Origin of the sequence: Streptomyces sp. DvalAA-43 (genome assembly GCF_900091725.1) — a bacterium.
Classification (GTDB): Bacteria; Actinomycetota; Actinomycetes; order Streptomycetales; family Streptomycetaceae; genus Streptomyces; species Streptomyces pulveraceus.
Genome location: NZ_FMBW01000044.1, coordinates 203347 through 229836, shown reverse-complemented (window position 1 = coordinate 229836; position 26490 = coordinate 203347). Strand labels below are relative to the sequence as shown.

22 protein-coding genes are annotated in these 26490 nt (G+C 71.2%); 9 read left to right on the top strand and 13 right to left on the bottom strand.

Annotated features, from left to right (window positions below):
- Positions 1-189 precede the first annotated feature (189 nt).
- The 4 genes from GA0115234_RS17735 (at position 190) to GA0115234_RS17720 (ending at position 5847) form a co-directional block, all read left to right on the top strand.
- Positions 190-495 (top strand): hypothetical protein, encoded by a 306-nt coding sequence (locus GA0115234_RS17735; protein ID WP_093542754.1) that lies wholly within the window; start codon positions 190-192, stop codon positions 493-495.
- A 73-nt stretch (positions 496-568) separates the two neighbouring features.
- On the top strand, positions 569-2014 hold the full coding sequence (locus GA0115234_RS17730) for an FGGY family carbohydrate kinase (protein WP_093542752.1): 1446 nt from the start codon (positions 569-571) through the stop codon (positions 2012-2014).
- A gap of 168 nt (positions 2015-2182) precedes the next feature.
- The gene (locus tag GA0115234_RS17725) at positions 2183-3916 is read left to right on the top strand and encodes an ABC transporter ATP-binding protein (protein ID WP_093542750.1); all 1734 of its coding nucleotides are present in this window, start codon (positions 2183-2185) and stop codon (positions 3914-3916) included.
- A complete protein-coding gene (locus tag GA0115234_RS17720) occupies positions 3916-5847 on the top strand; it encodes an ABC transporter ATP-binding protein (RefSeq protein WP_093542748.1) in 1932 nt (643 codons plus the stop codon). Before GA0115234_RS17725 ends, GA0115234_RS17720 begins: the two co-directional genes overlap by 1 nt.
- Positions 5848-5909: 62 nt before the next feature.
- Here the strand turns inward: GA0115234_RS17720 and GA0115234_RS17715 are convergent, their stop codons facing one another.
- From GA0115234_RS17715 to GA0115234_RS17695, 5 genes are all read right to left on the bottom strand, one after another.
- Positions 5910-6995 (bottom strand): RNA polymerase sigma factor, encoded by a 1086-nt coding sequence (locus GA0115234_RS17715; RefSeq protein WP_093542747.1) that lies wholly within the window; start codon positions 6993-6995, stop codon positions 5910-5912.
- A 191-nt stretch (positions 6996-7186) separates the two neighbouring features.
- Entirely contained in the window at positions 7187-9094 is a 1908-nt protein-coding gene (dnaG, locus tag GA0115234_RS17710) for a DNA primase (protein ID WP_093542745.1), read from the bottom strand.
- Between the two features lie 68 nt (positions 9095-9162).
- On the bottom strand, positions 9163-10422 hold the full coding sequence (locus tag GA0115234_RS17705) for an NAD(P)/FAD-dependent oxidoreductase (RefSeq protein WP_093542743.1): 1260 nt from the start codon (positions 10420-10422) through the stop codon (positions 9163-9165).
- Between the two features lie 223 nt (positions 10423-10645).
- A complete protein-coding gene (locus GA0115234_RS17700; RefSeq protein WP_370804526.1) occupies positions 10646-11956 on the bottom strand; it encodes a deoxyguanosinetriphosphate triphosphohydrolase in 1311 nt (436 codons plus the stop codon).
- 75 nt (positions 11957-12031) lie between these two features.
- Complete coding sequence (locus GA0115234_RS17695) at positions 12032-12247, bottom strand: hypothetical protein (RefSeq protein ID WP_093542740.1); 216 nt, start codon at positions 12245-12247, stop codon at positions 12032-12034.
- 216 nt (positions 12248-12463) lie between these two features.
- Between GA0115234_RS17695 and GA0115234_RS17690 the strand changes: the two genes are divergently transcribed.
- On the top strand, positions 12464-13174 hold the full coding sequence (locus GA0115234_RS17690) for a SanA/YdcF family protein (RefSeq protein WP_093542738.1): 711 nt from the start codon (positions 12464-12466) through the stop codon (positions 13172-13174).
- 47 nt (positions 13175-13221) lie between these two features.
- On the opposite strand, the gene GA0115234_RS17685 is transcribed toward GA0115234_RS17690, so the two are convergent.
- Positions 13222-13854 carry an NADPH-dependent FMN reductase gene (locus tag GA0115234_RS17685; protein WP_093542736.1) on the bottom strand — a complete coding sequence of 211 codons (633 nt, stop codon included), beginning with the start codon at positions 13852-13854 and terminating at the stop codon, positions 13222-13224.
- 86 nt (positions 13855-13940) lie between these two features.
- On the opposite strand from GA0115234_RS17685, the gene GA0115234_RS17680 reads away from it, so the two are divergent.
- Positions 13941-14741, top strand: a complete 801-nt coding sequence (locus GA0115234_RS17680; RefSeq protein ID WP_093542735.1) for an aminotransferase class IV family protein — start codon at positions 13941-13943, stop codon at positions 14739-14741.
- Positions 14742-14798: 57 nt separating this feature from the next.
- On the opposite strand, the gene GA0115234_RS17675 is transcribed toward GA0115234_RS17680, so the two are convergent.
- From GA0115234_RS17675 to GA0115234_RS17660, 4 genes are all read right to left on the bottom strand, one after another.
- Entirely contained in the window at positions 14799-16481 is a 1683-nt protein-coding gene (locus GA0115234_RS17675) for an ABC transporter family substrate-binding protein (protein WP_176729190.1), read from the bottom strand.
- A 95-nt stretch (positions 16482-16576) separates the two neighbouring features.
- Entirely contained in the window at positions 16577-18658 is a 2082-nt protein-coding gene (locus tag GA0115234_RS17670) for a dipeptide ABC transporter ATP-binding protein (RefSeq protein ID WP_093542733.1), read from the bottom strand.
- The gene (locus tag GA0115234_RS17665) at positions 18655-19551 is read right to left on the bottom strand and encodes an ABC transporter permease (RefSeq protein ID WP_093542731.1); all 897 of its coding nucleotides are present in this window, start codon (positions 19549-19551) and stop codon (positions 18655-18657) included. Before GA0115234_RS17665 ends, GA0115234_RS17670 begins: the two co-directional genes overlap by 4 nt.
- Before the next feature lie 61 nt (positions 19552-19612).
- A complete protein-coding gene (locus tag GA0115234_RS17660) occupies positions 19613-20596 on the bottom strand; it encodes an ABC transporter permease (RefSeq protein ID WP_093542729.1) in 984 nt (327 codons plus the stop codon).
- Between the two features lie 600 nt (positions 20597-21196).
- Here GA0115234_RS17660 and GA0115234_RS17655 point away from each other — a divergent pair.
- Entirely contained in the window at positions 21197-21988 is a 792-nt protein-coding gene (locus GA0115234_RS17655; RefSeq protein WP_141718434.1) for a hypothetical protein, read from the top strand.
- 99 nt (positions 21989-22087) lie between these two features.
- On the top strand, positions 22088-22711 hold the full coding sequence (locus GA0115234_RS17650; protein WP_093542725.1) for a class F sortase: 624 nt from the start codon (positions 22088-22090) through the stop codon (positions 22709-22711).
- Between the two features lie 24 nt (positions 22712-22735).
- Here the strand turns inward: GA0115234_RS17650 and GA0115234_RS17645 are convergent, their stop codons facing one another.
- Complete coding sequence (locus GA0115234_RS17645) at positions 22736-23524, bottom strand: sulfite exporter TauE/SafE family protein (RefSeq protein ID WP_093543358.1); 789 nt, start codon at positions 23522-23524, stop codon at positions 22736-22738.
- A 161-nt stretch (positions 23525-23685) separates the two neighbouring features.
- Here GA0115234_RS17645 and GA0115234_RS17640 point away from each other — a divergent pair, with 161 nt between their 5' ends.
- Positions 23686-24615, top strand: coding sequence for an oxidoreductase (locus GA0115234_RS17640; protein WP_093542723.1), 930 nt, complete (start codon positions 23686-23688; stop codon positions 24613-24615).
- Between the two features lie 56 nt (positions 24616-24671).
- On the opposite strand, the gene GA0115234_RS17635 is transcribed toward GA0115234_RS17640, so the two are convergent.
- Positions 24672-25085 (bottom strand): VOC family protein, encoded by a 414-nt coding sequence (locus GA0115234_RS17635; protein ID WP_093542721.1) that lies wholly within the window; start codon positions 25083-25085, stop codon positions 24672-24674.
- Between the two features lie 153 nt (positions 25086-25238).
- Positions 25239-26213, bottom strand: a complete 975-nt coding sequence (locus GA0115234_RS17630) for an ArsR/SmtB family transcription factor (protein WP_093542719.1) — start codon at positions 26211-26213, stop codon at positions 25239-25241.
- Between the last annotated feature and the right edge of the window lie 277 nt (positions 26214-26490).

Here is a 26490-nt window from a genome sequence, read left to right as displayed (position 1 = left end):
TGCGTGTGCACCGAACCCTACCTGCCTGGCTGCTGCCGGGCGGCGCGCGTTCGCTGCGACACATACATTAGCGCAAGCAGGGGGGTGCTTTGCCAATCGGTATCCCCCGGGGTGATCTCCGGTGCCCGCGGGTAGGCGGGCAGCACACGTCGCACTGAGCGTCGCACTGAGCAAGGAAGGGTGGCAGCCATGCGGTACCGGCTCACGTTCATCGCCGGACTGGCCCTCGGATACGTGATCGGGACACGGGCCGGGCGCGAGCGCTACGAGCAGCTGAAGAAGTCCGCGCGCCAGTTCGCCCAGAACCCGGCCGTGCGCAATACCGCCGAGTCCGCGGCCCAGAGCGGCCGTGACCTGGCCGGTAAGGCGTACCACGCGGTGAGCGAGAAGGTCGGCGAGAAGGTACCCGCGCCGGTGGCCGACCGGGTGCGCTCGCTGCGCGAGCGCGGCCGCGGCCGCCACGGCGAGGACGACTGGGGCACCAGCAACACCTGACGGCACCGCGCCGCCCCACCACTGCCGCACTACCGGTACGGAGAAGCTCCGGCGGTGCGGCAGAATCCTGGGTATGGGGATAGTCGCCGGCTTGGACAGTTCTTCCGCCTTCACACACATCGTCGTCTGCGATACGGACACCGGCGCCGTGCTGCGCCGGGGGTTCGCCGCGCACCCCGTCGAGGCCAAGGCCACCGAGGTCGACCCGCAGGCCTGGCTGCTCTCGCTCGGCGAGGCCGCCACCGGCGGGCTGCTCGAAGGGGTGCAGGCCATCGGCGTCTCCGCCCAGCAGCACGGCCTGGTGCCGCTGGACCACCAGGGCAATCTGGTCCGTCCGGCGCTGCTCGGCAACGACCGGCGGGCGCAGGCCGCCGCGGCCGATCTGGTCGACGGGCTCGGCGGGCGGCAGCCCTGGGCCGAGGCGGTCGGCTCGGTGCCGCAGGCCGCGCAACCGGTGGCGAAGCTGCGCTGGCTGGCGCGGACCGAGCCGGAGTCGGCCCAGCGGGTGGCCGCGGTGCTCCAGCCGCACGACTGGCTGGTCTGGCAGCTGCTGGGGCGTCCCGCCCGGCGGACCACCGACCGGGGTGCCGCCTCCGGCACCGGCTACTGGTCGGCGGACAGCGGTTCCTACCGGCCCGATCTGGTGGAGCTCGCGCTCGGGCACCAGGCCGCGCTGCCCGAGGTGCTCGGCCCCGCCGACGCGGCCGGGACGACGCCCGAAGGGCTGCTGATCTCCGCGGGGACCGGCGAGACGATGGCGGCGGCGTTCGGGCTCGGGGTCGGGATCGGCGACGCGGTGGTGTCACTGGGGGCGTCGGGCTCCGTCATGGCGGTGCACCACGAGGCGCTGGCCGATCCGTCCGGGATGATCACTTCGTTCGCGGACGCCACCGGGAAGCACCTGCCGGTGGTGTACACGTCCAACGCGGTACGGGCGCTGCGCGGGACCGCCGAGATGCTCGGCGTGGAGGGCCTCGACGAGCTCTCCACGCTGGCGCTGAAGTCCACCCCGGGCTCGTCCGGGCTGGTGCTCCTGCCGTATCTGGAGGGCGAGCGGACGCCGCGTCTGCCGCACGCCGCGGGAACGCTCTGCGGACTGCGGCGGGAGTCGATGAAGCCGGAGCATCTGGCGCGGGCGGCGTTCGAGGGGATGCTGTGCTCGCTGGCCGACGCGCTCGACGTGCTGCGCGGCCGGGGCGTCGAGGTGCGCCGGGTGTTCCTGCTGGGGGCGGCGGCGGAGCTGCCCGCCGTGCGGGGCCTCGCACCGGCGCTCTTCGGTACGCAGGTGGTCGTGCCGCAGCCCGCCGAGTACGCGGCGCTGGGCGCGGCCCGGCAGGCCGCCTGGGCGCTGGGGGTCTCGCAGGGGACGGCCGATCCGCTCACGCCCCCGGCCTGGCAGGGCGCCGCGGCGCAGGTGCTGGAGCCGGGCGAGGAGCTGGCGGTCGGGCAGGCGGTGCGCCAGCAGTACACGGCGACGCGGGACCAGATCCATCCGGGAGCGTTCGACTCGGCGAGCTGAGCCGTCCCGCTGCGCGACAGGGCCGGGTACGCGGGTGGAAGTAACCCCCTCCACTTGTGTACTCGGTCTGTTTTTTGACCTGGTCTTGAGTAAAATCGCTCGCAGTGGCGCCCCCCGGTGCCGGAAAATGGGTCGACTCCCGACCTCTGCCGACTCCGAGAGACACGCGTGCTCATAAAACTCCTGCGGGCCTATCTCGGTCCGTACAGAAAACCCATCCTGCTGCTGGTCTTCCTCCAACTGCTGCAGACCTGCGCCAGCCTCTACCTCCCCACCCTGAACGCCGACATCATCGACAACGGTGTCGTGAAGGGGGACACGGGCTACATCCTGGAATTCGGCGGCATCATGATCGCCGTCAGCATCGGCCAGGTGGTCTGCAACATGGGGGCCGTCTACTACGGCGCCCGTACCGCCTCCGCGCTCGGCCGCGACGTCCGGGCGTCGGTCTTCGACCGGGTGCAGTCGTTCTCGGCACGTGAGGTCGGACGCTTCGGGGCGCCCTCACTGATCACCCGTACGACCAATGACGTCCAGCAGGTCCAGATGCTGGTGCTGATGACGTTCACGCTGATGGTGTCGGCCCCGATCATGTGCGTCGGCGGCATCATCATGGCGCTCGGCCAGGACGTGCCGCTCTCGGCGGTGCTGCTCGCGGTGGTGCCGGTGCTCGGCATCGCGGTGAGCCTGATCGTCAAGCGGATGCGGCCGCTGTTCCGCACGATGCAGGAGCGACTCGACACGGTGAACCGGGTGCTGCGCGAGCAGATCACCGGCAACCGGGTCATCCGCGCCTTCGTCCGCGACGGCTACGAGGAGAAGCGGTTCCGCGGCTCCAACACCGAGCTGACGGACGTGGCGCTGTCCACGGGCCGGCTGATGGCGCTGATGTTCCCCACCGTGATGACGGTCGTGAACGTCTCCTCGATCGCCGTGCTCTGGTTCGGTGCCCACCGCATCGACAGCGGCGGCATGGAGATCGGCGCGCTGACCGCCTTCCTCGCCTATCTGATGCAGATCGTCATGTCGGTGATGATGGCGACCTTCATGTTCATGATGGTGCCGCGCGCCGAGGTCTGCGCGGAGCGCATCCAGGAGGTCCTGGAGACCGAGTCCAGCGTGGTCCCGCCCGTCAAGCCGGTCCGCAAGCTGCTCGCCCACGGTCACCTGGAGGTGCGCGGCGCGGACTTCCGCTACCCGGGCGCCGAGGAACCGGTGCTGCGGGCGGTGGATCTGGTGGCCCGCCCCGGCGAGACCACCGCGATCATCGGGTCGACGGGCAGCGGGAAGTCGACGCTGCTCGGTCTCGTACCGCGGCTGTTCGACGTGACGGACGGCCAGGTGCTGGTCGACGGCACGGATGTGCGGACGCTGGAACCGACGCTGCTGGCGAAGACCGTGAGCCTGGTGCCGCAGAAGCCGTATCTGTTCTCCGGGACGGTCGCGACGAACCTGCGGTACGGAAACCCGGACGCGACGGACGAGGAGCTGTGGCACGCGCTGGAGGTCGCGCAGGCCAAGGAGTTCGTCACCGCGCTGGAGCACGGTCTGAACGCGCCGATCTCGCAGGGCGGCACCAATGTCTCGGGCGGGCAGCGACAGCGGCTGGCCATCGCCAGGACGCTGGTGCAGCGGCCGGAGATCTATCTCTTCGACGACTCGTTCTCCGCGCTCGACTACGCCACCGACGCCGCGCTGCGCGGGGCGCTCTCGCACGAGACGTCCGAGGCGACCGTGGTGATCGTGGCGCAGCGGGTGTCGACCATCCGCGACGCGGACCGCATCCTGGTGCTGGACGAGGGCCGGGTCGTCGGCGCCGGCACCCATCACGAGCTGATGGACGGCAATGAAACGTACCGGGAGATCGTGCTCTCCCAGCTGACGGAAGCGGAGGCCGCGTAATGGCCGGGCCTGGCGGACGCATGATGGCGGGCGGGGCGCCGACCGACCGGTCCATGGACTTCAAGGGGTCCTCGAAGCGGCTGCTGAAGCGCTTCGCGGCGGAGAAGACCGCCCTGTACGCGACACTGGCGGCCTCGGTGCTGAGCGTCGCCCTGTCGGTGGTCGGGCCGAAGATCCTCGGCCGGGCGACCGACCTGATCTTCGCCGGGGTCGTCGGCCGGCAGATGCCGCAGGGGACGACCAAGGAACAGGCCGTCGAGGGCCTGCGCAAGAGCAACAGCGGCCTCGCCGACATGCTCTCCGGGGTGGACTTCATCCCGGGTCACGGCATCGACTTCGGTGCGGTGGGCGACGTACTGCTGGTGGCGCTGACGGTCTACGTCGGCGCGGGCCTGCTGATGCTGGTGGCGACCCGGCTGTCGATCCGGATCATCAACCGGATCATCTTCCAGCTGCGCGAGGACATCCAGACGAAGCTGTCGCGGCTGCCGCTGTCGTACTTCGACCGGGCCAAGCGCGGCGAGGTGCTCAGCCGGGCGACGAACGACATCGACAACATCTCGCAGACGATGCAGCAGACGATGGGCCAGCTCATCAACTCCCTGCTCACCATCGTCGGCGTGCTGGTCATGATGTTCTGGGTCTCGCCGCTGCTGGCGCTGGTCGCGCTGGTGACGGTGCCGCTCTCGGTGGTCGTGGCCACCAAGGTCGGCAAGCGCTCGCAGCCGCAGTTCGTGCAGCAGTGGAAGGTGACGGGCAAGCTCAACGCCCACATCGAGGAGATGTACACCGGGCACACCCTGGTGAAGGTCTTCGGGCGGCAGGAGGAGTCCGCGAAGGACTTCGCCGAGCAGAACGAGGCGCTGTACGAGGCCGGTTTCAGGGCGCAGTTCAACAGCGGGATCATGCAGCCGCTGATGATGTTCGTCTCCAACCTGAACTATGTGCTGATCGCCGTCGTGGGTGGCCTGCGGGTCGCTTCGGGGTCGCTGTCGATCGGTGATGTGCAGGCGTTCATCCAGTACTCGCGGCAGTTCTCGATGCCGCTGACCCAGGTCGCCTCGATGGCGAACCTGGTGCAGTCGGGCGTCGCCTCGGCCGAGCGGATCTTCGAGCTGCTGGACGCCGAGGAGCAGGGCGCCGACCCCGCGCCCGGTGAGCGCGAGCGTCCCGAGGAGCTGCGGGGCAGCGTCTCGCTGGAGAAGGTGTCGTTCCGCTACGCCGCGGACAAGCCGCTCATCGAGGACCTCTCGCTGAACGTCGAGCCCGGTCACACGGTCGCGATCGTCGGGCCGACGGGCGCCGGCAAGACCACGCTCGTCAATCTGCTGATGCGGTTCTACGAGGTCACGGGCGGCCGGATCACGCTGGACGGGGTCGATGTGACGAAGATGTCGCGCGACGAGCTGCGGCAGGGCATCGGCATGGTCCTCCAGGACACCTGGCTGTTCGGCGGTTCCATCGCGGACAACATCGCGTACGGGGCGTCCCGCGAGGTCACCCGCGAGGAGATCGAGGAGGCGGCGAAGGCGGCCCACGCCGACCGCTTCATCCGTACCCTGCCGGACGGCTACGACACGGTGATCGACGACGAGGGCTCCGGCGTCAGCGCGGGCGAGAAGCAGCTGATCACCATCGCGCGGGCGTTCCTGTCCGACCCGGTGATCCTGGTGCTCGACGAGGCGACCAGCTCCGTCGACACCCGTACGGAGGTGCTGATCCAGAAGGCGATGGCCCGCCTGGCCCACGGCCGTACGAGCTTTGTGATCGCGCACCGGCTCTCCACCATCCGGGACGCCGACGTCATCCTGGTGATGGAGAACGGCTCGATCGTCGAACAGGGCACGCACGAGGAGCTGTTGGCCGCCGAAGGCGCCTACGCCCGGCTGTACTCGGCGCAGTTCGCGCAGGCGGTCGCCGAAGTCGACTAGGAGCACCGCCCGTTCGGTCCGAGGGCCCGTGCCGCCGTCCGGCGGTGCGGGCCCTCGCGCCGTCAGTCGAGGTAGCCGCGGAGCTGGTCGGCGAAGGCGTGGTCGCGCAGCTTGCCGAGGGTCTTGGACTCGATCTGGCGGATGCGTTCGCGGGTCACGCCGAAGATCCTGCCTATCTCCTCCAGGGTGCGGGGCCGCCCGTCGTCCAGCCCGTAGCGCAGCTGGACCACCTTCCGCTCGCGCTCGCCCAGGGTGGAGAGCACCGCTTCCAGGTGCTCGCGCAGCAGCAGGAACGCGGCGGACTCGACCGGGGACGCGGCGTCGCCGTCCTCGATCAGGTCGCCGAGGGCGACGTCGTCCTCCTCGCCGACCGGGGCGTGCAGCGAGACGGGTTCCTGGGCGAGGCGCAGGATCTCGCCGACCCGCTCCGGGGTGAGGTCGAGCTGGTCGGCGACCTCCTCGGCCGTCGGCTCGTAGCCGCGCTCCTGGAGCATCCGGCGCTGGACGCGTACGACACGGTTGATCAGCTCGACGACATGGACCGGGACCCTTATGGTCCGCGCCTGGTCGGCGAGGGCGCGGGACATGGCCTGGCGGATCCACCAGGTCGCGTACGTCGAGAACTTGTAGCCCCGGGCGTAGTCGAATTTCTCGACGGCCCTGATCAGCCCGAGGTTTCCCTCCTGGACCAGATCAAGCATGGTCAGCCCGCGTCCCACGTAGCGTTTGGCGACGGAGACGACGAGGCGGAGGTTGGCCTCGATGAGGCGGCGTTTGGCCATCCTCCCCATGACCACCAGCCGGTCGAGGTCGACGGCGAGCCGGGTGTCCGGGTCCGGGGTGCCCGCCAGCCGTTCCTCGGCGAAGAGCCCGGCCTCGACCCGGCGGGCGAGCTCCACCTCGTCGGCGGCGCTGAGCAGGGGAATCCGGCCGATCTCGCGCAGATACTGCCGGAAGAGGTCGGAGGACGGACCGGCGGTCTCCGGCCTGCTCCGCGCCTCGGGCGCCGGGGGCGACTCCTCCATGGGCGCCTCGTTCGGCTCGTTCGGTGTCGGCGGCTCCACCGCGGCCTCCGGATGGTGCACGGCCCGGTTCTGCGCGGGTATGGCCGAGACGTGCTCGGGTTCGGTCAGGGTCCGGGTCTGCACGGGGGCGACCTCCAGGTGATCGCTGCCGGACCGCGGGGATGGAGGACCACCGCTCGGTGGACCGGCCGCGCTCCGATGTCTCAGGCACCGCCCCCAGTGTGGGGGAAGACACATCGCCGCCACGAGGGGCGTGCGGTGACTTTCTGAGCCCGGTCCGTGACCGGTCGGTTACGCGGACGGCCCGGGGCCGGTCAGAGCGCGTCGGCTCCGTTGATGCGCAGGGACTCGGCGTACTTCTGGAGGACCCAGACCTCGTTCTGCGCGGCGGCCAGGTGGTCGGGGGCGACATTGGTGCCGAGCCGGGCGAGGCTGCCCTGCACGTCGTCGATCCGGCGGTCGACGGCGCGCAGCCGGACCTGGACGAGCTGCTCGCCCGCGTAGGCCTCGTCGATGGACTTGCCGTGGATGACCTCGACCGCCAGCTCGGTGACCAGTTTGCGCACCGCGTCGTTGGGGGTCGCGTCGAGCACCTGGACGAGGTATTCGCGGGTCTCGGCGACGCCCATCTCGGCGCCGCCGGCCTCGGCGATGCACTGGCGGACCGCGGCGTACGGCGGGGCGGTGAACTCGTCCACCCCGTAGGCGTCGAAGGCCGGGGAGACCAGGGCGGGCTTCTGCAGGGCGAGCTTGAGCAGCTCGCGTTCGGTGCGGTGGGCGGGGCTGCGGAGGTTGAGCGCGGGGCCGGAGGGGGCGACGGGGGCCTGGACCTGCTGGTGCTGCGCGGCGGCGCGGGAGGAGGGCCGGGCGGATCCGCGCTGGTCGCCCCGGCCCCGGGCCCACTGGGCGAGCTGGTTGACCCGGTGCACGACGTACTCCTGGTCCAGGATGCCGACGAAGCCGGCGAGCTGGACGGCGACCTCCCGCTGGACGCTGCCCGTCTTGATCTTGGCGACGACGGGGGCGGCCTCGTCGAGCGCGGCCGCGCGGCCCGCCGGGGTCTCCAGGTCGTAGCGGGCGACGATCTGGCGGAGCGCGAACTCGAAGAGCGGGGTGCGGGGTTCGACCAGGTCGCGGACGGCCTCGTCGCCCTTGGCGAGCCGCAGATCGCAGGGGTCCATGTTGTCCGGGGCGATCGCGATGTACGTCTCGGCGGCGAACTTCTGGTCGTCCTCGAAGGCGCGCAGGGCGGCCTTCTGACCGGCCGCGTCGCCGTCGAAGGTGAAGATCACCCGGGCGCTGCCGTTGTCCATCAGGAGCCGGCGGAGGATCTTGATGTGGTCGCCGCCGAAGGCCGTGCCGCAGGTGGCGATGGCGGTGGTGATCCCGGCGAGATGGCAGGCCATGACGTCGGTGTAGCCCTCGACGACCACGGCCCGGCTGGCCTTCGCGATGTCCTTCTTCGCCAGGTCGATGCCGTACAGCACCTGGGACTTCTTGTAGATCGCGGTCTCGGGGGTGTTGAGGTACTTCGGGCCGTTGTCGTCGTCGCGGAGCTTGCGGGCGCCGAAGCCGACGATGTCGCCGGAGGTGTCGCTGATCGGCCACATCAGCCGGCCGCGGAAGCGGTCGATGGGGCCGCGCCTGCCGTCCTGGGAGAGGCCGGAGGCGATCAGCTCCTTGTCGCTGAAGCCCTTGCCGCGGAGATAGCGGGTGAGGTGGTCCCAGCCCGCCGGGCTGTAGCCGATGCCGAAGTGGGCGGCGGCGGCCTGGTCGAAGCCGCGCTCGGCGAGGAACTTCCGGCCGATCTCGGCCTCGGGGCCGTCCAGCTGCTCGGTGTAGAACTGGGCGGCCGCCTTGTGTGCCTCGACCAGCCTGATGCGCTCGCCGCGCTGGTGGGAGGGGTTGTACCCGCCCTCCTCGTAGCGCAGGGTGATGCCCGCCTTGGCGGCGAGCCGCTCGACGACCTCCGCGAACGTCAGATGGTCGATCTTCTGCACGAAGGCGATCGTGTCGCCGCCCTCCTGGCAGCCGAAGCAGTGGAAGAGACCCTTGCTCGGGCTGACCTGGAAGGAGGGGGACTTCTCGTCGTGGAACGGGCAGAGGCCCTTGAGGTTGCCACCGCCCGCGTTGCGCAGCTGGAGATACTCGGAAACGACGGCGTCGATCGGGACCGCGTCCCGTACCGCCTTCACATCGTCGTCATTGATCCTGCCTGCCACGGGTGAAGTCTACGGGTGGGGTACGACAGCCGTGCCACGTGCCGAGGTGATCCGTGGAACCCGGGGGCTCAGCCCAGGGACTCCAGCGGTACGGACGGGTCCGCCAGCGCGTCCGGGTCGATCTGCCGGCCGGACCGGATCAGCCCCTGCACCGTCTCGGTGACGTCCCACACATTGACGTTCATCCCGGCCAGTACCCGGTGGTCCTTCAGCCAGAAGGCGATGAACTCGCGCTTCCCCGCGTCGCCCCGGATGACCACCTGGTCGTAGCTGCCCGGCGGTGCCCAGCCCGAGTATTCGAGGCCGAGGTCGTACTGGTCGGAGAAGAAGTACGGCACCCGGTCGTAGGCGACCTCCTGGCCGAGCATGGCGCGGGCCGCGGCCGGGCCGCTGTTCAGCGCGTTGGCCCAGTGCTCCACGCGCAGCCGGGTGCCGAGCAGCGGATGGGCGACGTTGGCGACGTCACCGGCCGCGTAGATGTGCGGGTCGCTGGTGCGCAGCGAGGCGTCGACGGCGATGCCGCCGCCGTCCGCGCGGGGGGCCATGGCGAGCCCGGCGGTCTCGGCGAGGGCGGTGCGGGGCGCGGCGCCGATCGCGGCGAGCACGTCGTGGGCGGGGTGCTCCTCGCCGTCGTCGGTGCGGACGGCGAGGACCAGGCCGTCCTGGCCGATGATCTCGGTGAGGCGGACGCCGAAGTGGAAGCGGACCCCGTGGTCGCGGTGGAGATCGGTGAAGATCTGGCCGAGCTCGGGGCCGACGACCTGGTGGAGCGGGGTCGGCTCCGGTTCCATGACGGTGACCTCGGCGCCGTACCCGCGGGCCGCCGCCGCGACCTCCAGGCCGATCCAGCCGGCCCCGGCGATCACCAGATGGCCGTTGTCGCGGCCCAGTGCGGCCAGTACGTTGCGCAGCCGGTCGGCGTGGGCGAGGCGGCGCAGATGGTGGACGCCTGCCAGGTCCGTGCCCGGTACGGGGAGGCGGCGTGGCTCGGCCCCGGTGGCGAGCAGCAGCTTGTCGTAGTGGACGACGGTGCCGTCGCCGAGCTGTACGGCGTGGGCCTTCCGGTCGAGCGAGGTGACCGGCTGTCCCAGGTGCAGCTCGATCTCGGCGCCCGCGTACCAGGCGGGCTCATGGACGAAGACGCTGTCCCGGGCCTCCTTGCCGGACAGATAGCCCTTGGAGAGCGGGGGCCGTTCGTAGGGATGGTCCCGTTCGTCGCCGAGCAGGATCACCCGGCCGCTGAAACCCTCCGTGCGGAGTGTCTCGGCCGCCTTCGCTCCCGCCAGTCCTCCGCCGACGATGACGAACGTCCGATGTGCGTCGACCACTTGATGCCTCCTCGGTGCTTGCTGCGCTCCGCCGCCACCTGCGAGCGTCCCGCACGCAGTGTGATGACGAAAGAGGGTGTACCCCGATCAGGTCAGACCCCGGGGCCCGACCGGCCCAGTCTGCGCGGCGCGGCCCGCCGGACGGGGCACGGCTCGCAGACAAGGCGGAATCGGGACGGATCCCTCGCCGGGGGCGGGTCCCACGGCCAGGGGCGGGAGCCGGTCATCGGCGGCGTGTGGTGAGTGCCTTGTGCAGCGAGCGGGCCGAGGCATCGGTGAGCGCGGCGATCTGGTCGACCAGGACGCGCTTGCGGGCCCGGTCGTCGCGGGCGGCGTCGAACAGGGCCCGGAACTGCGGTTCCAGCCCCTCCGGGGCGCGCGCGGTCAGTGCGGCGGCCAGCTCGGCGATGACGATCCGCTGGTCGGCGCGGATCGCCTCCTGTTCGGCGCGCTGCATGACGTAGCGGTCGGCGACCGCCTTGAGCACGGCGCACTCGGTACGGGCCGCGCGGGGGACGACCAGCTCGGCGCCGTAGCGGCCGAGGCGGCCGAGCCCGTACGCCTGCCGGGTGCCGCTCTCGGCGGCGAGGCAGAACCGGCCGATCAGCTGGCTCGTCGCGTCCTTCAGCCGGGCCTGGGCGAGGGCGGATCCGTCGTAGCCGTGCGGCCACCAGTCCTGGGCGATGAGCCGGTCCAGCGCGTCGGCCAGCTCCTGGGGCTCGGTGTCCGCCGGGACGTAGCGGCCGATGGCGACCGCCCAGATCTCGTTCCGCTCCGGCTCGGCGTAGAGGCAGTTGGGGTCGATGTGCCCGGCGTGCAGCCCGTCCTCGAAGTCGTGCACGGAGTAGGCGACGTCGTCGGACCAGTCCATGACCTGGGCCTCGAAGCACTTGCGGTCCTTCGGCGCCCCCTTGCGGGCCCAGGCGAAGACCGGCAGGTCGTCCTCGTACACCCCGAATTTCGGCGAGCCGGGGTCGGTGGGGTGGGCGCCGCGCGGCCATGGGTACTTGGTGGCGGCGTCCAGGGCGGCCCGGGTCAGGTTGAGCCCGACGCTGACCGGCTCGCCGGTGTGGGTGTCGGGCACGAACCGCTTCGGTTCGAGCCGGGTCAGCAGGCGCAGCGACTGGGCGTTGCCCTCGAAGCCGCCGCAGTCGGACGCGAAGTCGTTGAGCGCCTGCTCGCCGTTGTGCCCGAAGGGCGGGTGGCCCAGGTCGTGGGCGAGGCAGGCCGTCTCGACCAGGTCGGGGTCGCAGCCGAGCGCCGCTCCGAGCTCGCGGCCGACCTGGGCGCATTCGAGGGAGTGGGTGAGCCGGGTGCGCGGGCTGGCGTCCCAGGCATGGCTGCGGGTGCCCGGGGTGACGACCTGGGTCTTTCCGGCGAGCCGCCTGAGCGCGGCGGAGTGCAGCACGCGGGCCCGGTCGCGCTGGAACGCGGTGCGGCCGGGCCGTTTGTCCGGCTCGGTGTCCCAGCGCTCGGCGTCGGCCGCGCCGTAGGGGCCCGTGCCGTGGTCCTGTGTGCCCTGAGTACCGTCCATGCCGTCCATGGTTCCGACAGTAAACGGCCGGACCGACAAAGAAGGCCCGGTCGGCCGCCCGGAAATATCCGTTCATCAGGTTTTCTTTCGCCGGGCCGCCCGCTCCGCCGCCGCGTGCCACCACCCCGGGGGCGAGGGAGCCGTGGGGCGGGAGGTGGGCTGGTCCGGATGGAGGCCCAGGGGGCGCAGTGCCGAGGCGCGCGCACGGACCGTGATCCAGCCGCGCCAGTGACCGTCCGGGCCCGGGGCGCAGGCCAGGTCGCAGTGCAGTTCGCCGGCGGGTATCGGCATCCAGTCGATGCCCCGGTCCCGCAGTCAGGCCCGCGCGGCGGCCGCCGGATGCAGGGCGCCCTTCAGGTTCTCGTAGGCGGCGATGGTCACCCAGTCGTCCTCGGTATCCGTTCCGTTCATGGCATTCATCCTGCCCGTTCGAGAACCCTTTCGGCCCGCGAATCGTCTGATCATGCGGAAAGACGGAACACGGCACGGAAACGGAGGGGGGTTCCCATGCGGGTGAAGTGGCCGGAACGGCAGCTGCTCGGGCGGTTGCGGCCGCGGTGGCCGCGGACGCGGCGTGGGCAGCGGCGGGCCGTGCAGGGGGTGATGGCCGCGTGTGTGCTCGCGCTGGCGCCCTCGGCCTGGACGTACACCGTCGCCGACGCCCGGATCAGGACGACCGCGGACGCGCCCGCGCAGCAGGTGGCCATGGTGTTCGGGGCGGGGCTCTGGCAGGGCAGGCCGACGCCGTACCTCGCCAACCGGCTGAAGGCCGCCGCCGAGCTGTACCGGGACGGGAAGGTGAAGGTCGTGCTCGTGACCGGTGACAACAGCCGGAAGGAGTACGACGAGCCGGATGCCATGCGCACCTATCTCCGGGAGCACGGGGTACCGGACGAGCACATCGTGAGCGACTTCGCCGGGTTCGACACCTGGGACTCCTGTGTGCGGGCCAAGAAGATCTTCGGGGTCGACCGCGCGGTGCTGGTGAGCCAGGGATTCCACATCCGCCGGGCGATCGCGCTGTGCCGGTCCGCGGGGATCGACGCGTACGGCGTGGGGGTGGACGCCGTCCACGACGCGACCTGGTACTACGGCGGGACGCGGGAGGTGTTCGCGGCGGGGAAGGCGGCGCTGGACGCCGTGTTCAGGCCCGATCCGCACTTCCTGGGGCCGCGGGAGTCCGGGATCGGGGAGGCGCTGGCGGCGCACGGGCGGTAGCCCCGGGGCGGGCCCGGGGCCACCGGTGTGGTCGCGGTGCCTCCGGGTCAGGCGTCGTACGGGCGCACGGCCTTGGCGTCGCGCAGGGCGTGGCCCCACCAGATCAGCTGGTCGAGCAGGACCTTGGCCGCCGCGTCGCAGACCGCCGGGTCCCGGTGCCTGCCCGCGTCGTCGAAGAGGGCGCCCGCGTTGTGGAACGACACGGTCTCGCGGATGCCGACGGTGTGCAGCTCCGCGAAGACCTGCCGCAGGTGCTCGACGGCGCGCAGCCCGCCGGAGACCCCGCCGTACGAGACGAAGGCGACGGGCTTGGCCTGCCACTCGGCGCGGTGCCAGTCGATGAGGTTCTTCAGCGGTGCCGGGTACGAGTGGTTGTACTCGGGGGTGATGACGACGAAGGCGTCGGCCGCCGCCAACCGGGCGGAAACGGCGGCGAGTCGGGCCTGTGCGTCGGCGTCGGGCCGGTAGGAGAGGGCGATCGGGAGGTCGAGTTCCGCGACGTCGATCAGATCGGTCTCGATGCCGGGGTGGGGGTCGGTGTGCGTGAGGAACCAGCCGGCGACGACCGGGGCGAACCGTCCCTCGCGGTTGCTGGCGAGGATGACCGCGACCTTCAGGGGCGCGGCGGACGGGGTCGCGGGGCCGGTGGCAGGAATCGTGGGAACTGTGGTGAGGTCCATGCGAAGAGGCTCGTATGTCAACCATGGTTGAGGTCAAGCCTTCCGGCGGCCCCCGCCGACGGGCGTCGCGGCATACGGTGGACGGCATGACGACTCCCCCGCCCGCGCCCTCCCCGTACACCGAGTTCGACGGACGTCCGGCCACCGAGGCGGACCTGCGGATTCCGGCCTTCCTCGGCTATGGACACTTCACGGCCATGCAGGTCAGGGACGGAAAGGTACGCGGCCTCGACCTGCATCTGGCCCGGCTGGACGCTGCGAGCCAGGAGCTGTTCGAGCGTGGCCTGGACGGGGACCGGGTCCGCGCACTGGTCCGGCACGCGCTGGACGGGGCCGGGGTGCGGGACGCCTCGGTCCGGGTCCACGGCTTCCTGCCTTCGGAGGACGCGGAGACGACCGTCATGGTCACGGTGCGGGGACCGGCGCGGAAGTCCGCCGAGCCGCACGGCCTGATGTCCGTCCCGTACGCCCGCACGGTGCCGCACATCAAGCGGCCCGGCGAGTTCGGCCAGACGTACTATGCGCGGCTGGCCACGCGCGCCGGGTTCGACGAGGCACTGCTGACCCTGCCGGGCGGCGTGGTGACGGAGGGCGCGATCACCAACATCGGTTTCTGGGACGGCACTTCGGTCGTGTGGCCGGACGCCCCCTGCCTGCTCGGCATCACGATGGCACTGCTGGAACGGGAACTGCCCGGCGCGGGGCTGGAGTCCGTACGCCGTCCGGTGACGCTGGAGGGACTGGGCGCGTTCCGGTCGGCCTTCCTCACCAACTCGCAGGGCATCGCGCCGGTCCGGCGGATCGACGACACGGAGTTCGTGGTGGACGAGGAGTTGATGAAGCGGATCGGGCAGGCGTACGAGGGCGCTCGGTGGGACACGATCTGACGCGTCCCGCCCCGGTGCGGTCGGGCGACCGTACCGGGGCGGGCCCGCGGGTGCGGGCTACTTCTCCCAGCCGACCGTCTCCGGCAGCGGGCTGTAGAAGATGGTGGCGCCGACGTTGGCCAGGCCCTTCTTCACGCTGTAGGTCGAGGGGCCGCTGAACAACGGCAGGAAGGCGTACTGCTGGAGCGCCTTCCGCTCGACCTTGTTGACTGCCGCGACCTGCTCGTCGAGGTCCGCGATGTCGGCGGTGGCCCGGATCTCCTTGTCGAGCTCCGGCGTACCGGAGCCGGTGATGTTGGAGTCGCGGTCCGAGCAGTAGAAGTCGCACAGGTAGCGGGCACCGAACGGGTCCATGGAGCGGTTCCCGGACAGGAAGAGGTCGAACCTGCGCTCGCTGAGGATCTTGGAGAAGTCGGCGGAGTCGGCCTTCTTGGTGACGACCTTGACGCCCACCGGCTTCAGCATCGCGGTGAAGGCACCGGCGACGGCCTTGTCCAGCGGCTCGTCGCCGAGGATCGTGTAGCCGACTTCGAGCTTCTTGCCGTCCTTGACCCGGATGCCGTCGCTGCCGGGCTTCCAGCCCGCCGCGTCGAGCGTCTTCTTCGCCTCGTCCGGCGAGTACTTCAGGACGGCGGAGACATTGTCCTGGTAGCCCTTCTGGAAGCTGTACAGCACCGCCGAACCGGGCAGCGGCTCCTTGTAGTCGAGCCCCTGGAACTGGATCTTCGCGATCTGGGAACGGTCGATGCTCTCCTGGATGGCCTCGCGGACGGCCGTGTCCGCGAGGTTGGCCGACTTCGTGTTGAAGTAGAGCGAGTACTCGAAGGGGCTGCCGCCGCTGCGGATCTCCGTCCCCTTGAGCCCCTTGATCTGCTTGAGGCTCTCGGCGTCGACGGCCGAGGTGTAGTCGAGCTGCCCGTTCTTGAAGGCGTTGACCGCGGCGGTTGACTCCAGGTTGACGTAGACGCGCTTGTCGAGCTTGCCCTTCTTGCCCCACCACTTCGGGTTGCGGACGAAGGTGATGCCGCCCGAGTGGGTGTCCCACTCGCCGACCGTGTACGGGCCCGCGCCCCACTCCGGGTGGGCCTTCTTGACGTACGCCTTGTTGAAGTTGGCGACGGTGGCCGCCTTGGGGTGCAGGAAGGTGGTGAACAGGGTCGTCCAGGAGGCGTTGACGCCCTTGAACTCGATGACGGCCTGCTTGGCGTTCGCGCCCTTGTGGACCGAGGAGATCTGGTCGTAGCCGTCGGTGGACGAGGCGTCGAAGGCCTTGTCGGAACCGTTGTTGGCCTTCCAGGTGGCCTCGATGGCGGTCCAGTCGATGGGGGTGCCGTCGTTGAAGACGGCCTTCTCGTTGATGGTCAGCGTGACCTTCTGCCTGCCGCCCTCGACCGCGACCTTCACATCGCTGTAGTAGTCCGGGTTGTACTGCACCTCGCCGGTGGGCGAGTACGTGATCGCGTCGGCGTTGTACCAGGACCAGACCCGGGACGCGGTCAGGGTGGCGTTGACGTTGAACGGGTTGCCCTGTTCGTCGAAGGTCCCGGCGGTGGTGTAGGTGCCGCCGTCCTTGATCCGGTCGTACGGAACCGGGTTGTAGTCGGCCGCGGCCGAGGCGGCCTTGGGGGTGTCCTTGCCCGCCGCGCCGGCCCCGTCCTTCCCGGAGGAGGCGTCGCACGCGGTGGCTGCGACCGAGACGGCGGCGACGAGGGCGATGGGCAGGGCCAGTCTTGCGCGCATGGCGGAAGGGCTCCTTCTTGTTCGGTGGAGGCAGGGATGAGCTGTGTGTACGGGTGGGAGCGGCGCCGGTGGCCCCGGAAACGTCGTGCGCGGGCTCAGACGGCGTGACAGGCGTACTGGTGGCCGGGGCGTCCGGCCACCGCCGTAGGCTCGGGGCGCTCGGTGCGACAGCGCCCGCGCACCTCCTCGTCGGCGAGGCGGTACAGGGGGCAGCGGTCGACGAACACGCAGCCCGCGGGGGGCTGGGTGGCGCTCGGCTGCTCGCCCTGGAGCACGACGCGTTCGCGGGCGCGTTCGCGCTGAGGGTCGGGCACCGGGATCGCCGACAGCAGCGCCCGGGTGTACGGGTGCCGGGGGTCGGAGAAGATCGACTCCGTGTCCCCGGTCTCGACGATGTGCCCGAGATACATCACCGCGATCCGGTCGGAGATGTACCGGACCACGGCCAGGTCGTGGGCGACCACCAGGTAGGCGAGCCCGAGTTCGCGCTTGAGCCGGGCCAGCAGGTTGATCACCCCGGCCTGCACCGACACGTCCAGGGCCGAGAGCGGCTCGTCGAGGGCGAGGAGTTTCGGCTCGGTCGCCAGGGCCCTGGCGATGCCGACCCGCTGGCGCTGACCGCCGGAGAGCGCGGCCGGGAAGCGGCCGCTCACCGAGGCGTCCAGGCCGACCAGGGCCAGGAGTTCATGGACCCGGGAGCGGATCGACTCGCGGTCCCGCCCGATGGCCTGGAGCGGTTCGGCGAGCAGCTGGAAGACGGGCAGCCGGGGGTTCAGGGCCCCCAGCGGGTCCTGCATGACGATCTGTACGTCCTGCCGCAACTCCCGTACCCGGGCCGCGGAATCGACCGTGCCGATGTCGGTGCCGGCCACCTCGATGCGCCCGCCCTCGGGCCGCTTCAGCCGCAGGACCTCCAGCAGCGTCGTGGTCTTGCCGCTGCCCGATTCGCCCACCAGCCCCAGGGTCTCCCCGGCCCGCAGCTCGAAGCTCACCCGGTTGACGGCGTGCAGCGTGCCGACCCGGCGCTTGAGGAGGGCGCCCTTGGTGACGGGGAAGGTCTTGACGAGGTCCTCCACCCGGAGCACCACCTCGCCGGTGGCCTCGGGCCCGGACCCGCCCGGACCGTCGTCCGGCCCGGTGTCCCCGGCCGGGTCCAGGGTGCCGTCGGCGATCTCGTCCGCGCGCAGGCAGGCCACGTGCCCGTGCCCGGTGATCTCGCGCAGGGCGGGTTCGTCGGCCCGGCACGCGTCCTGGGCGACGGCGCAGCGGCTCGCGAAGGGGCAGCCGCCCGGGAGGTCCACCAGGGCGGGCGGCTCCCCGCCGATCGGGACCAGCGGCCGGTGGACCCCGCTGTCCACGGTGGGCACGGCGGCGAGCAGCCGAGCGGTGTAGGGCATCGTCGGCCGGCGGAACAGCTCGTCGACGTCGGCCCGTTCCACGAACCGGCCCGCGTACATCACGGCGATGTCGTCGGCGTGGCCGGCCACGACCCCGAGGTCGTGCGTGATGAGGACGAGCCCGGCCCCGGTCTCCTGCTGCGCCAGCCGCAGCACGTCCAGGATCTGGGCCTGCACGGTGACGTCGAGGGCGGTGGTGGGCTCGTCCGCGACGAGCACCGACGGCTTGTTGGCGATCGCCATCGCGATGACGACGCGCTGCCGCATCCCGCCGGAGAACTCGTGCGGGAACGACTTGGCCCGGCCCCGCGGGTCGGGGATGCCGACGAGATCGAGCAGTTCGACGGCCTGTTCCCAGGCCGCCCGCTTCGTCAGGTCCTGGTGGACCCGCAGGGCGTCGGAGAGCAGTCTGCCCACGGAGAAGATCGGGGTGAGCGCGGAGAGCGGGTCCTGGAAGACCATGCCGATGGAGCTGCCCCGCAGCGCGGAGAGCTCCTTGTCGCCGAGGCCGATCAGATCGCGTCCGCCGAGCAGCACCTGGCCCCGCAGTTCGGCGGAGGGCGGCAGCAGGCCCATCACGGCCATCGCGGTGGCCGACTTGCCCGAGCCGGACTCGCCGACGATGCCGAGGGTCCGGCCCGGCAGGAGGTCGAAGTCGACGCCGCGGACCGCCTCGACGGGTCCGGCCTCCGAGGGGAAGGTGATCCGCAGGTCCCGCACCGAGAGCACGGGGGTGGCGTCGGTGGGCGCCGGGGTCGCTGCCAGGGTGGTGAGCGTCATCGTCGGCCTCCTGCCGCACCGGTCACGGACGTGGGGTCGAGGGCGTCGCGCAGCCCGTCGCCGACGAAGGTCATCGACACGGTGAGCAGCACGACCAGGCCCGCGGGGAAGGCGAAGAGCCACGGGGCGCTGGTGATGGTGCCCGCGCCGTCCGCGAGCATCGTGCCGAGCGAGACGTCCGGGGTCTGGACGCCGAATCCGAGGAAGGACAGGGCGGTCTCGCTGAGTACGGTCGCGACGACGCCGAGCGTCAGGTTGACGATCAGCAGCGAGCCGAGGTTGGGGATGATGTGGCGCAGGATGATGCGCGGCGCGCTGATGCCCATGAACTCGGCGGCCGTCACGTAGTCCCGTTCCCGCAGTGATGTCGAGACGGACCAGATGACCCGCGCGGTGGACATCCAGCCGAACACGGTGAGCACGACGATGAGGACCCGCCAGTCCCCGGCCAGGCGGTGGGAGACCAGCGCGAGGATCAGGAACGAGGGCACGACCAGCAGGAAGTGGATGACGGCGAGGGTCGCCTTCTCCACCCGGCCGCCGAAGTACGCGGCGCTGGAGCCGATGACCGCGGCGACGACGACGGTCAGGACGGAGACGCTCACGGCGATCGCCAGGGAGCGCTGGAGCCCGTGCACGGCGGAGGCGTAGACGTCGTTCCCGCCCTGGTTGGTACCGAACCAGTGGGCGGCGCTCGGTGGCTGGGTGAGGGCGGCGAAGTCGGCGTCGGAGTACGCGTAGGAGGTGAACAGGGAGCCGAACGCGCTGAACAGCACCAGCAGTACGAAGATCACCACACCGACGACGGCGAGGCGGTTGCGCAGGAAGCGCCGCAGGTAGAGCCGGCCGAGGCCGAGGTCGGGCGCGTTCTTCTTCCCCCCGGGTGCGGTCACTCGTGCCGCCGGGTCCGGTGTCGCCCCGGACGAGGCGTCGGTCGTCACATCTGTGGCCACGTCAGTTCACCCTCACTCGGGGGTCGAGGAAGACGGTGGCGATATCCGCGAGGATCGCGCCGATCGCGGTCAGGGCGGCGGCGAAGGCAGCCGTCGCGACCGTGCCGTGCACGTCGTTCTTGCTGATGGTCTGGATGAAGTAGCGGCCCATGCCGTTCCAGCCGAAGATCGTCTCGGTGATGACGGCGCCGGTGAACATGGCCGGGATGCTGAACGCCACGGAGGTCGCCGTAGGGATGAGCGCGGCGCGCAGGGCGTGCCTGCGGATCGCCTTGGACCGGGTGAGCCCGGTGGCCTGGGCGGTACGCACGAAGTCCGCGTTGATGGTGTCCAGCAGCAGCGAACGCTGCGTCAGGTGGTAGCCGACATAACCCATCAGCGTCAGGCTCAGGGTCGGCAGGATCAGATGCAGCAGACGGTCGCCGATCGTCGGGAACAGCCCTTCGACGCCCGGGGAGTTCTCCCCGGCGACGTAGAGGAAGTGCAGCCCGGCGTTCTGGTTGAGCCAGATGGCGACGAAGACCACGGCGAGCGCGGCGACGGACGTCGGGATGTTGAACACCGCGATGGACACGGCCTGCGAGATCCGGTCGGCCCAGCCGTACTGCCGCGACGCGGTGTACACGGCCAGCGTGACGCCGATGACCACGGACAGGATGGTCGCGATGATGACCAGTTCCCCGCTGATGAGCGCCCGGTAGCCGATCTCCCCGTTGACGGAGACGCCGGTGGGCGACTTGCCCCAGTCGAAGTGGAACACCACCGAGGTGAACCAGTCCCACCACCGGTGCAGCAGGGGTTCCTGCGGGTTCAGGTTGTACGGCGCGAGCGCCCGGTCGATCTGCTCCTCGGTACGGACCGGGCGCAGCTCCTTGAAGTTGGACCGCGGGTCCAGGAACCAACTGGCCAGGAAGTACGTGGCGTTGGTCGCGACCACGATCATCAGGAGCCAGCCGGCCGCCTTGCGGATCACATGGCGCACCATGCCCGGCACCTCCTCCCCGCACGTGGGAGACGCACCTCAGGGGTGCCGGGTCGAGGGGGCGTGTGCATGTGCGGCGAGGGCTTTCTGAGTACGGAACGTGAGCACGAATGTGCGAACGCCAGCCTGGTCCGCACCTACGGGCCGGCACCAGCCTTTGACCGCTCTTGCCATGAGCTCGACATACTGCCGCAGCAATTGACCAGCGAATGTGACGGAGCGCGTGCGAGCGAATCCACTCCGACACGAATCCGCCCCCATCGGGCCCAGGGGGGGCGGGCCCGATGGGGGCGGTGGCCGGGGGCGGCCTCGTACACCGTCCCGTGGGGGGTGAGAGACGTGTGCCCGGCACTCGCGAGGTCATGCATGTGATGTACGCCACTCTCCGCCGGGGCTCCGTCACCCGATCGGCACCGGGGGGCACAGGACCGACCCCAGCCGCTTCGATCACTGCCGTGACCTGCGCGATTGCGTCTTGGCAAGGAGGCCGCGCCGGTCCGTTCGAGTGAAAGCTGACTCGGTGTCAGCAGGCATGGGCGGCGGACCGCCCGTTAGCTCGGGGTCAGGACACACCTACTCGCGCCATCGCCGGAGGAACCCCCCATGCGTCCTGCCCGTCTAGTGACCGGTACCGCCGCGTCCGCGGTCACCATAGCCACGCTCGGCCTCTTCGCCGCCGGGCCCGCGTACGCGGGTGATTCCGGCACGCTACGGGCCGGCTCGGCCGGGACCGCGTCACGGACGCTGACCGGCGGTCCCGGGGCACGGCTCACCGACGACGAAGCCCCGGGCGACGAAGCCGGATCCGGGCCCGACTCGGGCTCCGGCACGGACGGCCCGTTCAGCCTCGACACCCTTTCCGGTCTCGACGCGCCGTCGCTGCTCGACTCCGTCGGCGGGGGCGACGCCTTCTCCGGACTCGGTATATCGGGCGGGCGCGACAACCCGTCCGGGGACGAGGACACGGACCGCGGCCAGGACTCCGGCCGGGGCGAGGACTCGGGCCGGGGCCAGGGCACGGACCGCGGCGAGGACTCGGGCGGGCGCGACAGCTCAGGCGGCCGCGACGACTCGGGCGGCCGCGACAGCTCGTCCGGGCGCGATTCGTCGGACGGGCGCGAGAGCTGGAATCCGTCCGACGACGAGGGTTCGGGCAAGCACGACGGCCCCTCGTCGGGGCACGACAGCTCGGGCGGACGCGACAACTCCTCGTCCGGGCACCGCCCCGGGGACGGCCCCACCGGTCCCACCGGGCACGTCAAAACCGGAGTCGGCGGCAGCGTCCGATCCGACACCACCCAGATCGCGGCGGGCGCCGGCGTACTCGCCGCGACCGCCGTCGGCGGAGCCTGGCTCCTGCGTCGCCGGGCGAGCGGCACGCAGGGAGCCGGCTGACGGAGCCGGATTCACGGCTCCGTACCGCCTGGTTTCCGTCCCGGTGGCCCTGCGCCACCGGGACGGGACCATCCCCATTCCGTCACCCGGAGGACGAACGTGTCCCAGAAGGCCAAGGGCTGGCTGCTGGTCATCGCGGCGCTGGCCGGTGTCTGGCTGATCCGGAACGGCGCCGGCACCCAGCTGGTCCCGCCCCGGCCGACCGCCGCCCAGGCCTTCGCCGCCGGCCCGGTACCGCAGCCCGGGTCCCCGGTCGCCGACCCGCTGAAGCCTTCGGCCCCCGTACGCATCCGTATCCCGAGCATCCGGGTGGACGCCCCGATGATGCGGCTCGGCCTCGGGCCCGACGGCAGTCTCGACGTGCCGCCGGCCGGGGACCGCAACATGGTCGGCTGGTACCGGGACGGCACTCCCCCGGGCTCCCGGGGCAGCGCCATCGTCGCCGGTCACGTGGACAACGCGCAGGGGCGGTCGGTCTTCTACGACCTGGGCGCGCTGCAGAAGGGCAGCACGGTCGAGGTGGTCCGCCAGGACGGCCGCACCGCCGTCTTCTCGCTCGACGCGATCGAGGTCTACGAGAGCGACGACTTCCCCGACCGGCGGGTGTACGGCGCCTCGTCCTTCGCCTCGCTGCGGCTGATCACCTGCGGCGGCGGCTTCTCGAAGAAGACGGGCTACGCGGGCAATGTGGTGGCGTACGCGCATCTGACCGCCGTCCGCTGAACCCGGCCGCCGGGCGTGCGCCGCTCAGGCCGTCCACTGGTCGAAGGCCAACTTCGCGACCAGCGAGAACACCACGACCAGCAGCACCCAGCGGACGAACCCGCTGCCCTTGCTGAGCGCCATCCGCGCCCCGACGATCGCGCCCGCCAGGTTGAACACCGCCATCAGCCCGGCCAGCTGCCACAGCACGCTGCCCTGGTAGGCGAACATCGCCAGCGCGCCGGCGTTGGTGCAGACGTTGACGATCTTGGCGGTGGCGGACGCCGTCACCAGGTCGAGATGGAGCACCGCGGTCAGCGCCAGCACCAGGAACGTTCCCGTGCCGGGGCCGAACAGCCCGTCGTAGAGGCCGATGCCGCCGCCGACCAGCACGATCGCGGTGACGGTACGGGCCCGGGTGACCCGGCGCCGCACACCGTCGTCCGGGTCCGTGCCGAAGGACGGCCGCAGCATCACGAACGCCGCGACGGCCAGCAGCACGACCATGATCACCGGCCGGAGCACCTCGCTGCTGATCCCGGCCGCGAAGAACGCGCCGGTCATCGATCCGGCCAGCGCCGCGAGCCCGATCCGCAGCGCGGTCCCGACCTTCACGGGTGCCTTGCGTACGTACGCCACGGCGGCGCCCGAGGTGCCGACGATCGCGACCGCCTTGTTGGTGCCCAGCACCTGCGCGGCCGGGACGTGCGGCAGGCCCAGGAGCAGCGCGGGCAGCAGGAGCAGTCCGCCGCCGCCGACCACCGCGTCGATCCAGCCTGCCGCGGCTGCCGCGAGACAGAGGACGGCCAGGGTGGTGAGGGCTATGTCGGGCATGATCATGACCCTAAGGACGCGGTCCCTGTCCCGTCCAACCCATTGAGCCAAACCTGAGCTTCCCGAGCCGGTGCGCGCCCGCGCGCACGGCGCGCACCGGCCGCCCGGTCCGCTCCAGCCCAGCCGGTCCGGGCGGCGCACCGCGACCGTACGCTGGGCGCATGAGCCACGGCTGGAACGCGAACGACATCCCGGACCAGAGCGGCCGTACGGCCGTGGTCACCGGGGCCAACAGCGGCATCGGCCTGAACACCGCGCGGGAGCTGGCCCGGCACGGTGCGCGGGTCCTGCTCGCCTGTCGCGACGAGACGCGCGGCAGGGAGGCCGAGTCCCGCATCCGGAAGGCGGTGACCGGCGCGGACGTGGCGTTCGTCCCGCTCGACCTGGCCGATCTGGACTCGGTGCGCGCGTTCGCCGCGACGCACGCGCCCGCCCGGCTCGATCTGCTGATCAACAACGCGGGCGTGATGGCCCTCCCGTACGGGACGACGGCCGACGGCTTCGAGCGGCAGTTCGGCGTCAACCACCTCGGGCACTTCGCCCTGACCGGGCTGCTGCTGCCCCGGCTCCTCGACACCCCCGGCGCGCGGGTGGTGACCGTCTCCAGCGGGCTGCACGCGCTGTCCGACATCGACATGGGGGATCTCAACAGCGAGCGGAGCTACCGGCGCTGGATCGCCTACGGCCGCTCGAAGACCGCCAATCTGCTCTTCGTCCACGAGCTGGCGCGGCGGCTCACGCGGGACGGCTCCCGGCTGGTGGCCGCCGCCGCGCACCCGGGGTACGCGGCGACCAATCTGCAGTCCGCCGCCGCCCGGATGGAGCGCCGCAGGGCGGCGGAGCGGGTCTTCGAGCTGGGCAACCGGATCGTCGCCCAGCCCGCCTCGGCCGGTGCGCTGCCCACGCTGTACGCGGCCACCGCGCCCGGCGTGCGCCCCGACTCGTTCACCGGTCCGGGGCTGCTGGGCTGGCGCGGGGCGCCCGCCCCGTCCTGGCGGGCGGGCTGGACGCGCGACGATGTGACGAGCGAGCGGCTCTGGGTGGCGTCCGAGCAGCTCACGGGGGTGACGTATTCGGGCCTCGCCCCCTGAGAGCCTGTCGGGTGACGGGCGGCCGCGCCCCGGCCATCGGCCGGTTGCCGACGGACTCAGCCCTGCTGACCCTGGACTGCGGCGGGGTCCATCCACATGACCTCCCAGATGTGGTGGTTCGGGTCCTGGAAGGAACGGCCGTACATGTGGCCGTAGTCGATCGTCTCGTTGGCGGGCGACCCGCCGGAGGCGAGCGCGGTGTCGACCAGCTCGTCGACCTTCTCCCTGCTCTCGGCGCTCAGGGCGAGGATGACCTCGGTGGACTTCGAGGAGTCGGCGATCTCCTTCTTGGTGAACTCCTTGAAGCGCGGCTCGCTGAGGAGCATCGCGAAGATGGTGTCGCTGATGACGAGGCATGCGGTGTTCTCGTCGCTGAACTGCGGGTTGCAGGAGAAACCCAGCTTGCCGAAGAAGGCCTTGGTCGCTTCGAGGTCCTTGACCGGCAGGTTGACGAAGATCATCTGAGGCATGGTCGCTTCGCTCTCTCTGTTGTTCGAACGCGTACGACAGGTAGACGACGGGGCAGCACGGAACTCATCGCTGCCCACGAAAGAATTTTCGCCGCTCGAAGCCCAGCTCGCCTGTCGCCGCGTCCGGCCCAGCCCCATAGGTCAGGTGGCCGCTCAGGACAGGGCGAGCGGTGCGCCGCCCCGGAGCAGCGATCCGCCCAGCGGCGTCAGCGTGTGCAGCACCGAGCCGCCGTGCCGCAGGGTGTGGATCAGGCCCGCCTCGCGCAGCACACAGGCGTGCTGGCTCGCCGAGGCGAGGGAGACCCCGGCGCGGAGGGCGAGCTCGCTGGTCGTGCAGCCGTTCCCTATGGCGCTCAGGACCGTCGACCGGGTGGTGCCGAGGAGGCGGCCGAGCCAGGGGCCCGGCTCGGCGAAGACCGGAGCGCAGGAGTGGGTGACCGGGTAGACGAGGACCGGCGGGAGCCGTGGGTCGCGGTAGACGACCGGGGTGACGCGGCAGAAGAAGGACGGCTGGAGCAGCAGCCCCCGCCCGTCCAGATGGACTTCCCGGTCGACGGGGTAGTCCGCCTCCAGCACGGGGGCCCGCCAGCGGATCATCGGCGGGAGGGAGGCGAGCAGTTCGTCCGCGCCGCCGTCCAGCAGGGCGCGGCCGCGCACGGCGCGGTCGGCCTCGACGCTGGCCCGGATGTGCGGCCAGTACGGCTCGATCGCGGCGCGGTGGTAGCTGCGCAGCGCGCCGACGAGCCGGCCGAGCGGTTCGGCGCGGGCGTCCGGGAAGCGGCCCGCGTCGCGGCGTCCGGCGCCGAGCAGGGCCAGTTCGGCCATGACCCGGGCGGGCGGGGTGCCGCGCAATGCCTCCATTCCCGCGTCGATGCCGTACGGCTCGCCGTTTCCCTGAGAAGGCGTCAGAAAGTCCGGGAAATAGCCGCGCGGTGGAATCACCGCGGACAGCAGGCGTGCTTCACCATTCAACCGACGCCGGGTTTCCGTACGCCATTTCCCGAACACCGCGGAACCGCGCCGGTCCCTCAGTCGGTGGAAACTCAGAGCGGTTTCCCACAACGCGTCCGGCCGGGTGGCCATCCGCACCTTGGAAAGGTCCACTCCGGACATATGGATACGCAGCACCGGGCCCCCACCTGTTGCACCTGCAATTACCCCCACCCCAGGGTAGGTGATCCGTAACAGCACGTCACCACGGGGTTTCGGCCAGAGGTGAAACGCCTCGCACCGGCCCGCACTCACCCGAAAAGCTGTACGACGTCGGGCACGAATCCGGCACCACCGGAAGGGCGAGTGAAGGCCGTGGGGGGTTTCGCGCGCCTGGCGGCGGTGGACGACCGGTGCGGCACCGTGCTCGATGGGGGTAACCCGGGTGCGGTCCATGGATGGGGATCCATGGACC